The sequence below is a fragment of the Pseudomonas sp. EMN2 genome, assembly GCF_009650555.1.
GTDB classification, from domain to species: domain Bacteria; phylum Pseudomonadota; class Gammaproteobacteria; order Pseudomonadales; family Pseudomonadaceae; genus Aquipseudomonas; species Aquipseudomonas sichuanensis.
The window spans coordinates 52,464-65,421 of record NZ_VZZR01000025.1 but is presented as its reverse complement, the minus strand read 5'-3'; the positions used below and the strand labels follow the sequence as shown (position 1 = coordinate 65,421).

Here is a 12,958-nt window from a genome sequence, read left to right as displayed (position 1 = left end):
CGATACGAAATCAACGGGCGATAGCGGTCGCGCCCCGGCAAGCCTGCCGGGGTTGTATTGCACTGCAGTGATTGAGGTGCCACGGATGGCGTGAACGCGAGCGCGCAATATCGATCCCTGCATGCGGCAAGACCCCCTGATTCAAGAGCCCGCCTGAGCGTCCGGCCACCAGGGTGGCGTTCATTCAGGGGCTGATGCTGCATTTCGCCTGTTTATTGTTTTTGCTGTCTGGCGGCGATTGATATCACTGTAGCAGTACTGCGCCATCGCTGCGGCGCGCCCCACCATTCAGACGGTTCAGGGCTCACTGTCCGGCACACCGGAACCGGCGGTGCCACGCGCCTTGCTGCAGGCCAGGGTTCGCAACACAAACAAGGGGTTACCCAGTACATAGCGGCCAAACAAGCGCCTGGGCTCCTTCATCAAGCGGTACAGCCACTCCATGCCCAGCCGTCGTATCCAGGCTGGGGCGCGCTCCACCCCTCCCCCCAGAAAGTCCAGGATCGCCCCGCCACATATGATCAGGCATGGCCCGGAAACGGCCACCAGCCGGGCGGCAACCAGTTCCTGCCTGGGCATGCCCATGCCCAGCACGATCAGCTCGGGTTGCAGTTCGCGGGCAAGCCGCAGATAGGTCTCCATGTCGGCGAAGCCATCGTGCACCGACACCAGCCGCACGCCGAAGCGGGCTTCGCAGTGCTGCGCCGCCTGGGCCAGGGCAGGCTCCCGAGTGCCCCACAGGGCGACCCGCCGGCCTTTGCAGGCCGCCAGCACACGGGGAATGAAATCGGTACCGTTCATGTTCAAGCCAGGCGCAAGGCCCAGACGGCGGTACAGCAGCCCCATGCCCGAACCGTCTCGCAGCAACAGGTCGGCGGCCACCAGCGCTTTGTAGAATTCACCATTGGCCGCCATAAGGTTCATGGCGTGGGCATTGACGAAACCCAGCACGGTGGGCGCTTGCGGTGCCAACAAAGTGTCGAGCAGCCGTTGCTCATCAGCCGCGTCAGCCACCACCTGCAGTTTGTCGACGACAGTGGCCCAGCGCTGCTGCCATGTACGATCCGTCATCAGCTGTCATCCCGTTTCGAACGCACCCATTCCACCTGGCGCCGCACCAGAAACCCCAAATACAACGGGATCTTCTTCGCCGCGTAACAAGGCGCATACAGCAACACCGAAAAAGGCATCTGCTCGCGGCAGAAGCGCAGCCAGGCCAGCAGCACCGCGCTACCCAGCAGGCCCATGGCCAGCGTGGCGAGCAATGCCGGCAACAAGATGCCGAATAGTGCATACGCCAACCAGGTAATGCCCAGCAATGCCATCAATGTCAGCACCAGCAGGGCCAACGGCGGCACCAGCAGATCCAAGGCCATGGCCAGCAGGCGCCCGTTGCCTCGAGTCAACGCGCTCAGCAGCAGCCGGGGGGCGTCAGCAAGCAAAACGCCGAGGTGGCCGTGTTCCCAGCGAGTACGCTGTATTGCCAGACCTTCGTCGCTGCTCGGGAACTGGCTGTAAACCTGCGCCTGCGGGCAGAACAGCGGTGGTTTGCCGTTGCGACACAGGTCCAGCCCCAGCTTCAGGTCTTCGACCAGGTGCCCGTTGGCCAGGTCGATCAGCGCAAGGTCGCGCCACGGCAACGCCATGCCCGAGCCCATCAGTTGGCAAGGCAGGCCCAACCACGCCCAACCACGCGGGCGCACCAGGTTCTTCACCCGCCAGGCAAACTCGGCGATCTGCACCTTCAGCCCGGCACCGGCTGGCGCATGCATCAGGTAGAGGGCTTGCACGGGCCGCGCAGTTTCGCTGCAGCAACGCGCCAACCGCTCGATAGCGCCTACGTCCGCCAGGCAGTCGGCGTCGATGACGATCAGCACCTGCGGTGGGTCGTCCGCCAGGTGGCGCACACCGAAATCCAGTGCGTAGCCCTTGCCTCGCAACCGATCATCCTGGCGCTCGACCACTTGCGCGCCCGCTTGCCGAGCAAGCGTGGCGGTGTCATCACTGCAGTTGTCCGCCACCACCAGCAGGCGGTCACCTGCGGCCAGTTGCGGGGTAATGCTGGCGAGTGTGGCACGAATGACCGAGGCCTCGTCGTGCGCCGGCACCAGCACCGCTACCCGCGCCCGCTCTCCTGTGGCCATGGGCAGCGGCCGGGCGGGCAGGCAGCCCAGCAACACCTGGACGAACAGTACCAGCACCGGTAACAGGACAAGCAGCGCCGCGGCGCCCAACAGCCAGCTCAGTAGGATCATCATGCGGATGCCTTGAAGTAGCTGGCCAGGCGGGCCGCTTCGGTATCGATGTCATGGCGTTGCAGCACGCGCTGGTACGCCGCCTCTCCCATGCGCTGCAGCACTTGCGCAGGTTGCGCCAGGCAATCGGCCATGGCCGCGGCCAGTTCCTCCACCGCCCCCGCCGGAAACAGCCAGCCGTTCTCGCCCGGGGTTACCAGCTCGGGGATACCCGCCACATAGGTGGTCAGCACCGGGCGGCGCAAGGCCATGGCTTCCATGATCACCACCGGCAAGCCCTCGGCGAAGCTTGGCAAGACCAGCGCGCGGGCGGCGAGGATCTCTTCGCGTACCTGTGCGCTGCTGATCCAGCCGGTAATGCGCACCTGCGCCTGCAGGCCGTGCCGGGCGATCAGGGCTTGCAGTTGCTCGCGCATTTCGCCGTCCCCAGCCAGCACCAGCTCGAATTCCACCGCCTGCGCCGCCAGCAGCCGTGCGGCCTCAAGCAACAGCAACTGACCTTTCTGCTCGCACAAGCGGCCAACGCACACCAGCCGCGGCGCGCTGGGTACAGCCACGGCGGGCACATCATGGAAACTGCGCTCCAGGCCACAGTGCACCACCTTGACTTTGCCCCAGTGCTCGTGCGCCACCCAGCGGAACAGCTGGCTGCGCCCGTAGGAGCTGACCGCCGCGACGAATGCGGCGCGCCGCACCTTCTCGCCCACATGCAGGAACTGTGGCTTGTCGAACTCCTCGGGGCCATGCACGGTAAAGCTGTAGGCCGGACCGCCCAAGGCGCGGGCCAGCATCACCACCTCGGTCGAGTTGGTGCCGAAATGCGCATGCACATGCACCGCGCCCGATGCCTGCAGCCACTGCATCACACGGCAGGCCTCGGCCAGGTAGATCAAGTGGTAGGGCCATGCCCGGTCAGCCCGCAGACCCAGGCGCAGGGCCAGCCACAGGCTGGCGAAAAAGCGCCCGGGCTGCTGGCGCAACACCTGCAGCCCGGGCTTGAGCAGGGCTTTCACGCCGCCTTGCAGTACGTACTGTGTCTTGCCCTGCTCTTGCACATCCTCGTCGTCCTGCAGTTCGGCATCCCAGCCACGCAAGGCAATGCGCTGAATCTCGAAACCCTGGCGCTCCAACGCGAGAATTTCACGGCGAATGAAACTGTGGCTGACCTTGGGGTACTGATTGATGAAATAAGCAATGCGCATTGGAATCCGAGTCCATACCCGCGTGATGAATGAGCTGGGCCGCCCCGGCGGCATCCGGCCCCCTATTTCAGGCTTTTCAGTGCTGACGGCGCAGGGTCTGCCGTTGCAATGCCCTCGATGACGTCCGCATAGATGCCCTGTAGCTCCAGGGCCTGGTCGCTGCACAGCGTGATGCTGCCCTTGAATGCGTTGTGTGGGTGCGCGAAGCGCTCCGGATGCTCAAGCGCATCGGCCAGCGCATCGCGCAGATACCGTGGGTCGGAGCTCAACGGGATGATGGTGCCGTTGACCCCGTCGACGATGTCCTCGACCGTGCCCCCCGCGTCGGTGCTGATCACCCAGACGTCGCGCACCAGCGCTTCGCGCACGGCAAGGCCGAAGGTCTCCTTCCACTGGGTCGGAAACAGCAACACGTCGATGCCGGAAAAGAACGCGTCGATGTCGTCCTGGGTGTAGCCAGGGATGATGCTGACGCTGCCCGGGATCTTTACGCTGTGCCGGTTGAACGAGCGGAAACCCAGGTGCAACAGGTTGTCGACCACCTTGAGTTCGTAGTCCGAGCGGGGTAGCCCGGCAAACGCCTGGGTGATCAGGTTGATGCCCTTGATTGCGGTGTTGCCCCCGACGAAACCGAAGCGCAGCAAGGCCCCCGGTTGCTTGTGGTAGCCCGCACCGGGGGCCAGGATGCCGTTGCGGTTGATGCGGATCTTCGCCGCGTCGAAGCCATTGGCCACGTACAGGTCGCGGGCGAAGCGGCTTGGCGCCAACAGCAGGCTGGCCTTGCGCAGGGTGGCGGCCAGGGCCTGCTGACGGTAGGCGTTGAGCGGCGCATCCTCGACACAGACGGCACACACCTCGGCGCGAATAAGCGTTTGCCCGCAGTATTGTCCGTGGCCATTGATCATGAACTGACGCCCGCAGATCCACCACGCGTCATGCAAGGTCACCACGAAAGGTATGCCCGCCCGCACACAGCTTTCGGCCAGCAGCGCGCCCAGCCCCTGGATCGAATGCAGATGCACAAGGTCCGGCGCGACGCGCTCGAGCACGGCGTCGAACAACGGCAGGGTTGCGCGGTTCTCGAAGTCTTCAAGGGCCGAACGCTGGTCTGGCAGGCCGATGCCAAGCACCGCAGCCTGCTGCGCCTGGTATCTATACAGGCTGTAGGGGGGCGTGTCGGCCGGCGGTAGCGATGTGAAGACGAATTGCTGCCAGGGCGACGTGGCCGCCAGCAACCGCGCCATCTGCTCGGCAACAACCGTGGCGCCACCGAAACTCCGGGGGGCGAAGAAGATGTTCGCCGACAGCAGCCTGCGTGGGCGAACGCCAGGCAGGGCCGGAAGGATCTGGCCCAACTGCTGGCTGCACTCGACCACCGTGACCTGCCGGGCCCCCGCCTCTTGCATCGCTGCCGCCAGTGCCGCACTCGACGCGATTGCGCACTCGCACGCCAGCAGTGCCTGCCGGTGCAGGGCCACGGCCGCCATCAGCTTGCCCACATCCGCGTCGTTCAAACCATTCAGGTCGTTGCCCTGGCGATACGCCTGCGGGTCGAAGATCAGCTCGTCGGCATCCCAGCAAGAGGTGACCTTGAGGCGGCTGGCCTCTTCGACCAGCCTCGACAGCTGCGCACAGTAAGGCAAGCGGTGCAGGATGACTGCCGCGCAGGTTTGCAGGGCATCCAGGCAGGCCTGTGGATTGCGCCAGTCCACCACCGTGCAGGTGTAGCCAAGCTCGACCAGCATGTGCCGCAGCTGTGCAGGACGGGCATCAGGCGCTTGTGCCGGGTCAGCCTCGCAAATCAGCAGGACGTGCCCGGGGAACAGCGTGCTGGCCGCCACGCCCGGGGCATCCAGGGGCAAGTCGTGACGCTGCTCGGCGGGTGGTTTCCACAGCAGCGCCGGACCATGGCGCAACAGTTCCCGCCAGGCCTTTCTCAGGGTCGGATATAGCCCGGCCTTGCGTATGTACGCCATGAAACGCTGGTCCGCCCGGGGTTCGCGCAGGGCCTGTCGGAACAGTTGCGCAGCCTTTGCCAGCGGCGAATGCCCGGCTGTCGGCTTACTGGCCTCCTGCAACGCCAGGGCATAGCCCAGCCGTTGCCGATGTACCTGCAGTTGGCCCACACTGGCCGCCAGCGCAGCTTCAAGTTGTGCGAACAACGCCTCGAGCAAGGCCTGGCGCCTGCGGTACATGGCGCGTTTCTTCGGCGCGATGTCTTCTGCCGCGCGTTGCGCTGCCGCCAGCGGGATGCTGAAGAAGTCTTCGCGCTCGCTGGGCACTGCGCCATGCTCCAGCCAGATGGCGTCGTAGTTGGCGGCCAGGTCCTGGGACTTTTCGGCGCCAAAGTAGGGATGCCGGTGATGTCGATAGTTGTCGCCCACCGCATACAAGCCATCAGCCCCGACCGCCCTGGCCAGGCATTTGAGCGCCTCGAGCAGCAGGCTGCGCGGGCGCAGCCCTTCGAAGTCCTTGGTCAGGTCGCGGTAGATGGCCAGCGAGCGCTCGCTGTCGATACCCTTGTGAATCCCCTGCACCGCGCCGATGAACAGGCACAGGCCTGCCGCCGTGCGCTGCAGGGTGAAAGCCAGTGACGCCACACGCAGGTCGCCCTGGAACAGGTTGAGCACCAGTTCGCCTTCGCGCTTGAACCAGATCGGCCGGTCCAGGACCAGGGTGCAGTCGGCAGAAAAGCCTGACAGATCGCACAATGTCCGCCGCTCGTCCCGGCCCAGCAGCAACAGGGTCGGGAACTGCGCCGTCACCAGCTGGTAGTGCGAGGCCACGGCGTCGAGGCGTTCACGCACCGACCAGCACTTGCTGATATAGGGCCATTGCACCATGCCGATGCAATCGACGCCGAGCTTGTCGAAGCCTTCCTTGCCCAGCGCAGCTTCCATGTGCCGCAGGAACGGCTGCAGGTCCCTCCACTGGGTGATGATCAGCACCAGCAATTTGAACTTGTTGTTCAACGCCCGCAATGAATAGCCGGGTTGCAAAGTGAGCACACTCTTGAGTAACGATCTGAACGCCATGGGCCTCTCACTTGTACTCGATCAACACCGTCTTGCCGGCAGTGAACCGGTTCAACAGAAACCGCATCTGCCCGACCATCTCCGGGAATTTGCCCAGTATCAGGAACACTGCCTGCAGCCAGTTCTCGCGAACCGAGCGGCCACCACGGCGCGCCAGGCGCACGGCCTGCAGCGGATAGAGCAGCAACAGCAGCAACCCCCAGCCCCCCAGCAGTAAACACGCAGCCACGATTGCCAGCGGTATGCCCAGCCCCCAGAGCCAGGCACGACGCGACTCACGCTGCCAATGCCGCTCAGGAGGCGCGCCATGCAGGAAGGCGCCCTCGGCGAAGGCGTAGCCTGCGCGCAGGCTGCGCCGCCACCACTGGCTGAAACGGGTCATGGCGGCATCGTGCAGGGTCATTTCAGCGGGCAGGCGCCAGATCTTCCAGCCGCCCCCCCGCAGGCGAATACACAGCTCGGGCTCTTCCCCGGCGATCAGCCCCGCGCGAAAGCCGCCCACGGCCCTGAACGCATCGGCACGCATCAACGCATCACCCCCACAGGCCCGAGCCTCGCCCACCGGGGTGTCCCATTCCAGATCGCACAGCAGGTTGTAGACCGAATGCTGCGGAAAGCGCTCGCGGCGCCGACCGCACACCACCGCCACTTCCGGACGTGCATCGAGAAATTCGCAGGCCTGCTGCAGCCAGCCGTCGACGACTTCACAATCACCGTCGACGAACTGCACGTAGCTTAGTGTCGGCAACAAAGATTGCAGGCAGGCGAAGCCTTCGTTACGTGCTCGCGCAGCGGTAAAGGGCCGGGTCATGTCCAGCGCCAGCACCTCCACGCCCAAGCCCAGGGCCAAGGCCTGCGAGCCATCGGTCGAGCCCGAGTCGACATACACCACCTGCTGCGCACGTCCGGCCAGTGACGCCAGGCAGCGCTGCAGGCGCTGGCCCTCGTTGCGGCCAATCACCACAACACCAATCCCTTTCAGCATGGCGCCCTCCTGCTGGCGCTGGGCAGTGTTGCCTGCCTCATGAGCACGGCATCGCTTCGGCGGGCTTGCGCGCCTTGACGGTTGCAGGCACTCCCACCGCCAGGCAGTTGTCCGGCACGTCCACCAGCACCACGGCGTTGGAGCCGATCACCACGTTGTTGCCAATACGGATATTGCCCAGCACCTTGGCGCCGGCGCCGATATCGACGTTGTTGCCGAACACCGGCGCGGTCGGCTCGCTGACATTCTTCAAGCCCACCACCACACCGTTGCGGATCCGGCAATCATCGCCGAAACGCGCATAGCCGCTGATGATGATGCCGCCGAAGTGATCGATGACGAAGTTGCGGCCGATCTGCACCTCACAGGGCAGCTCGACGCCGGTCAGTATCTGCACCCACTTGAACAGCACTTTGTAGACCAGCGACAGCGGCTTGCGCAGCAAGGCCGGGCGCACCCCGTAGCGCCAGCGCCCGAAGCGATAGACCAGCAACACCCAGAAGCCCTGGGCGCCCCAATCACCACCATGGGCCCGCAGATCGGCACGAATATTCTCGAACATGGCGTCACCTACCGTGTGGGTTGGCTTGCAAAACGGGTGTCGAACAACAGCGCCCAGGTGGCCCGGCAATGCCGCCAGCACGCCGTAATGGCTGCCCGCCCCCGCCCTTTCAACAAGGCCTTCAGGGCCAGCACCAGATCGCCGAGGGTCACCAGCGCCATGTGCAGGATCAACCCTGCCAGCCCATGATGCTTGCGGAAGTACAGCAGTTCGCTTTCGATCTGGTAGGCCGAGATCTGGCGGCTGGCCGCCTCGAGCTCAGCGACCGACTTGGAGCTTTCGCCACCGATATGCACCACCGTGGTGTGGGGATAGAACACCACCTTCCAGCCGGCCTGTTTGACCCGTTTGCAGTGGTCGACTTCTTCGTAGTAAAGGAAGTAGCGCGGGTCGAACAGGCCCACCTGGTCGAGCACCTCGCGCCGCACCAGGTAGAAGCAGCCGGGCAACCAGTCGCACTCGCGCACCGAGCCGTGGTCCCAGTCCATCTCGTCGACCATCTTCAAACCCGGGAACAGGCGCCCGAGCCCGGTGCGTGCCACGAACACGTTCAAGGGCGTCGGGAAGTAGCGACAACTGGGTTGCAAGTCGCCGTCGCGCCCCTCCAGGCGTACGCCCAGCACCCCGCATTCCGGGTGCGCGTCCATGTACTCGAGGGTCTTGTCCAGGGTGTCCCTGGCGACGAACGCATCGGTGTTGAGCAGCAGCGCGTACTTGCCGTTCAGGTGCGCAAGCAGTTGGTTGTTGGCCCGGCCGAAACCGACGTTCTTCTGGTTGCTGACCAGTACGGCCTCGGGGCAGACCTTGGCCAGACGCTCGACCGAATCGTCGACCGAGGCGTTGTCCACCACCAGGTAACTCGCCAGCTTGTCGCCGTCGGCCTGGCGCAGGGCGTCGAACATCGGCTGGAGCAAGCCGGCGGTATTGAAGTTGACCACCATCACATCGACAGGTTTGCTAGCCATGGCTGCCATCCCCAAAGAAGTACTGGCCTCGCGCAGCGGCCAGTTTCGGCTCCAATGCCGGGTCATAGGCACCCTGGCGCTGTTTGACCAGGTCTATCCAGGGGTACGCGGCGCAGCGTTCCTCGACGCGCTTGATCAGCGCCTCGGTGGTGCAGATGAACTTCGCCGGATTACCACCGACCACGGTACCGGGCGGCACATCCTTGGTAACCACGGACCCGGCGGCAACCACCGAGTCGGGGCCGATGGTCACGCGCGGCATCACGATCGCACCGTGGCCGATGAAACAGTTGTCACGGATGTCGATGAAACCGACCGAGTCGAGTTGTTTGCCGTAGCAGATCTCGATCAGCGCAACCACGCCGTCGTGGCCGATCAGCGTGCAGTCCGACAACCCGACGTTGCTGCCAAGGCGCACCAGGCGCGGGTCGGTGACGTTGCACCCGGGGTTGATATGAACGTTGCTGCCCACGGAGTAGAACTTGCCCCAGCGGGTCAGGTAAGCGCCCCAGTCGCGGGCATTCGGATTGCAGAACTTCTTGTAGGTCCCGCCAGCGCGCCCGGTCGAGTTGGCGTAGTTGGCCAATGCTTTGCGTATCCATCCATACATGCTGCTAGCCTCGCAAATAAAGCGATCCTGGACTGTCCCTGAGGCGAATGCGGTCTCGTTCTTGTTGATGCTGACCGCCCCGCGCTCACTCCCTTACCTACCCTGCTGTTGCCCTGACACTGCGCTGGCTGCTCAGGTGAGCGCCCCGCGCGCCGATTTCAGCCTTTGATCGAGGTGATCCGCCAACCGCAAGGCGAACTGCAACAGCGGCATGGTCGGGTTGGAGGCGCCACCAGTGGCGAATATGCTGCTGCCGGCGACATAAAGATTGTCGGTGCCGAATACCTTGCAGTCGCGGTCGACCACACCGTACTGCGCCGAGGCGGCCATCCGCGTGGTGCCCATATGGTGCGCGTGAGGCTGCATCTTCAGCGGAATCGCGGCGTCGTAGACGTACTCGTTCAGCCTTACGAAGCCAAGGCCTGTATCGACGAACTGTTTGGCCAGCTCGCTACCGATGCACTGGATGGTGTGGCGGTCGTTTGCGGTAAGCACCCAGTTGACGTTGGCCTTGGACACACCCAGCTCATCCTTCTCCTCGAGCAGCGTGAGCCGGCTTTGCGCATTGGGGTACTGTTCGATCATGGTGCTGAGCACCCCTTCGCCCGGGCAGCTGAAATTGGCGATGAAATTGACCTTGTGGGCGAGGTTCACCTCGCAAAGCAGGTTCTCCAGGAAGTGCTTGACCTCGGCGGTGCGGCCGAAGGTGCGCACTTCATCGAGCACCGTGGCCGAGACATTGCCCTTGCCAGCCTTGTACTCGCTGACGAAGGCATCGCTGGTGTAGTACTGGCGCGGCTCGCCAGTCTGGCCGTCCTCGAGGATGAAGGTGCCCATCTCGACGTTGAGATGCTCCATCAGGCAGCGCCCCACCAACCCATCCTGAGTGACCACGCCAGCCTTGCGCAGGGACGTGCTGTTAAGCAACTGCCGGGCGTTCTCCAGGGCCCCTGTCGCCAGGATGAAGTGCCTGGCCACCAGCCGCTGGCGCTGCCGGTCATAGTCGGATACCACCGCAGCCGCCAGACGCCCCGTGGCCTGGTCAAACTCGAGGTCGACGCAGTTGCAGTTGATGAAAACATTCAGCCCGGAGGTATCGTTGAGCGCTGCGGCGTATTTCTGCGCGAAACGCGTCGGTGGGCTGAGCAGGAACTTGTCCGGCTCGAAATCACCGCCCTTGAGTCCAGCGTTCTCTGCCTGGAATTGTGCGCCCTGCGGCAGGTCGACAATCTCCATGGCCGCTGCCAGGTAAGGTTCCACTTCGGCATAGGCGATGGGCCAGCCTGGCAGCTCGCCTGGGGGCGGGACCGCGAAATCGGAGGGCGTGAACGGACGGCAACGGCCGGCCCAGTGATTGGACGTGCCGCCAAGGTAGCGCAGGCGGGTTTCATGGGGGTACAGCTCAAGGCCGGTCGAGGTGCACTGATACAGCGCCTGCGAACGCGGCGAGTAGTCGTGCCCGCCGCCCTCGGCCAGCACCACTTTCCAGCCTGCCTGCGCCAGGCGCAGCGCCAGTGTGATGCCGGCGGGCCCGGCACCGATGATGCAGACGTCATAATCCTCGCGCAGGGTCTTCTGCGCCTGGTAGTCACGGATCATGCCTGCCCGTCCCGGAAATAGCTCGAAGGCAGGACCCAGCCGTTGATGACCACGAACCCGCCCGGGGCACTGCTGCCGACAGGCTCAAGGGAAGAGCTGGCAGGCCCTTCGGCCACCGCCTTGCCGAACACCACCGCGCCGATACCCAGCACGGCACAGTTGCGCAGGAACACCCTGCGCCCCGACAGCTGCGTAAAGAACAGAAGCTTGCCCATGATCCCCAGCCCCCACCATTGTTGTGCCAAAACCAGGTAAACCGCTGTCGCCGCCTGGACACCGCGCGTTGTTGCAAGGGGTTCAAAGCCAGTTGAAGAAACGCGTTGCCAACTCACCGAACAGCGCGCCGACGGCGATCATCGGCAACACCATAAGCTCGCGCCAGACACTGAAGATACCGAGCTTGCGATTGACATACACAATCAGTACCAAGGTCGGGAACGTGTGCAGGGCAACCCCCCAGATAGCCCATTGCACGCCACCGATGGCCAGCAGCAACGGCAACCCCAGCCACAGCGCAACGAGGCGGATGATGTTGTCCATGGCCTGGTACTTGGTCAGCCCCTGGGCGATCCAGATCTGGTGCGCCAGGGTGTAGCGCAGCGTAAAGAACGACAGCGACAGAATGCTGAGCATAGTGCCTGCGGCCGTATAGCGCTCGTCGTACATCCAGCCAATCAGCAGTGGGCTGGCGGTAATGAATACGCCACAGGTGAACAGCATGGCCAGGTCCACCAGCAACCTGAAACGGTAATACAGCGCCCTGAGCCGATCATGGTCACCGGTCCTGGCGGCCTCGCTGAACGCCGGCAGCGCCACCGTGCCGACCAGTTTCAACAAGCCGGTCTGCAGCGAGCCCAGAATCAGCACGGCGATCGAATACACCCCAAGCTCGGCAGCGCTCATGCTGGCGCCGAACCACATGCGGTCGCCGTACATGGCCAGCACGCCAACGATCGAGGACAACAGGATCCAGCGGCCGAACACCACCAGTTCGTTCAGCGCGCTGCGGTCCCATTGCAGGCGGTTTTTCGGGCCCTGGAACACCAGGTGGCCCAGCACCGTACCGGTCAGGGCGCCCGCCAGGCCGGCAATCACCAGCGACCAGATGGAACGGGTGAAGTAGCCGATCACCAGCATGACGATCAGCCCGACGATCTGCGATGCCAGCTCCACCAGTACCACGCGCTTCTGCTGGAAAGTGCGCACCGCCACATCTATGTTGGTTGATTGAAAACCGTAGATCACCGCCGAAATACCGGTCACCGCCAGCACCAGTGGCAGCTCGGGCGCAGCGTAGGTGGAGTCTGCCGGCCACAGGTTGCCCAACTGGGCGAACCAGGCCGCCAGGGCCAGCAGCAGGGTCAGTGCGAAGAGCACGAAACCGCGGACGATCTGCACGCTCCAGGCGGTATTGAGGAACAGCGGGTCGTCGCCACGGTGGCTCTGGATGATGTTCTGCCGCAGGCCGACATCGGAGAGCAAGTGAAGGAGTACCGAAACGGTGGTGGCGATGACCATCACCCCGAACATTTCCGGTAACAGCAAACGCGCCATGATCAGGTTGCCGCCCAGGCGCATCACCTGCGACGCGATCAACGACACCAGGTTCCAGGCCCCGGCCCCTAATGCGCGCTTGCGAAGACTCACCGATGCAGACACTTCAACAGACGGCATGGCTTCAATCCCTGACTGGATGTCTAAGAAGTCACTATAGTTTCAATTAGCCATGATGCTAGCCGTCCTCC

The 12,958-nt window shown here is 64.1% G+C and carries 11 protein-coding genes and 1 pseudogene; all 12 read right to left on the bottom strand.

Annotation, left to right across the window (positions count from 1 at the left end):
• Nucleotides 1–297 precede the first annotated feature (297 nt).
• The 12 genes and pseudogenes from F6X61_RS09210 to F6X61_RS09160 all read right to left on the bottom strand — a co-directional run bounded on the left by F6X61_RS09210 (nt 298) and on the right by F6X61_RS09160 (nt 12,887).
• Nucleotides 298–1,071: a WecB/TagA/CpsF family glycosyltransferase gene (locus F6X61_RS09210; RefSeq protein WP_153786350.1), complete on the bottom strand. Its 774-nt coding sequence runs from the start codon at nt 1,069–1,071 to the stop codon at nt 298–300.
• A complete protein-coding gene (locus tag F6X61_RS09205; protein ID WP_153786349.1) occupies nt 1,071–2,258 on the bottom strand; it encodes a glycosyltransferase family 2 protein in 1,188 nt (395 codons plus the stop codon). The genes F6X61_RS09210 and F6X61_RS09205 overlap by 1 nt, the downstream gene beginning before the upstream one ends.
• The gene (locus F6X61_RS09200) at nt 2,255–3,457 is read right to left on the bottom strand and encodes a glycosyltransferase (protein WP_153786348.1); all 1,203 of its coding nucleotides are present in this window, start codon (nt 3,455–3,457) and stop codon (nt 2,255–2,257) included. Before F6X61_RS09200 ends, F6X61_RS09205 begins: the two co-directional genes overlap by 4 nt.
• 62 nt (nt 3,458–3,519) lie before the next feature.
• Nucleotides 3,520–4,863, bottom strand: a complete 1,344-nt coding sequence (locus F6X61_RS27235; protein WP_256671342.1) for a glycosyltransferase family 4 protein — start codon at nt 4,861–4,863, stop codon at nt 3,520–3,522.
• A gap of 719 nt (nt 4,864–5,582) precedes the next feature.
• Nucleotides 5,583–6,492, bottom strand: a pseudogene (locus tag F6X61_RS27230) (DUF535 family protein); the annotation flags it as partial.
• Between the two features lie 7 nt (nt 6,493–6,499).
• The gene (locus F6X61_RS09190; RefSeq protein WP_153786346.1) at nt 6,500–7,477 is read right to left on the bottom strand and encodes a glycosyltransferase family 2 protein; all 978 of its coding nucleotides are present in this window, start codon (nt 7,475–7,477) and stop codon (nt 6,500–6,502) included.
• Nucleotides 7,478–7,514: 37 nt separating this feature from the next.
• Nucleotides 7,515–8,039 carry a serine O-acetyltransferase gene (locus F6X61_RS09185; RefSeq protein WP_153786345.1) on the bottom strand — a complete coding sequence of 175 codons (525 nt, stop codon included), beginning with the start codon at nt 8,037–8,039 and terminating at the stop codon, nt 7,515–7,517.
• Nucleotides 8,040–8,047: 8 nt separating this feature from the next.
• The gene (locus tag F6X61_RS09180) at nt 8,048–9,004 is read right to left on the bottom strand and encodes a glycosyltransferase family 2 protein (protein ID WP_153786344.1); all 957 of its coding nucleotides are present in this window, start codon (nt 9,002–9,004) and stop codon (nt 8,048–8,050) included.
• Nucleotides 8,997–9,614, bottom strand: coding sequence for a DapH/DapD/GlmU-related protein (locus F6X61_RS09175; protein ID WP_153786343.1), 618 nt, complete (start codon nt 9,612–9,614; stop codon nt 8,997–8,999). Before F6X61_RS09175 ends, F6X61_RS09180 begins: the two co-directional genes overlap by 8 nt.
• A 132-nt stretch (nt 9,615–9,746) precedes the next feature.
• The gene (locus tag F6X61_RS09170; protein WP_153786342.1) at nt 9,747–11,213 is read right to left on the bottom strand and encodes an FAD-dependent oxidoreductase; all 1,467 of its coding nucleotides are present in this window, start codon (nt 11,211–11,213) and stop codon (nt 9,747–9,749) included.
• Nucleotides 11,210–11,428 (bottom strand): hypothetical protein, encoded by a 219-nt coding sequence (locus F6X61_RS09165; protein WP_153786341.1) that lies wholly within the window; start codon nt 11,426–11,428, stop codon nt 11,210–11,212. Before F6X61_RS09165 ends, F6X61_RS09170 begins: the two co-directional genes overlap by 4 nt.
• An 82-nt stretch (nt 11,429–11,510) precedes the next feature.
• Nucleotides 11,511–12,887 carry an oligosaccharide flippase family protein gene (locus F6X61_RS09160; protein ID WP_153786340.1) on the bottom strand — a complete coding sequence of 459 codons (1,377 nt, stop codon included), beginning with the start codon at nt 12,885–12,887 and terminating at the stop codon, nt 11,511–11,513.
• Between the last annotated feature and the right edge of the window lie 71 nt (nt 12,888–12,958).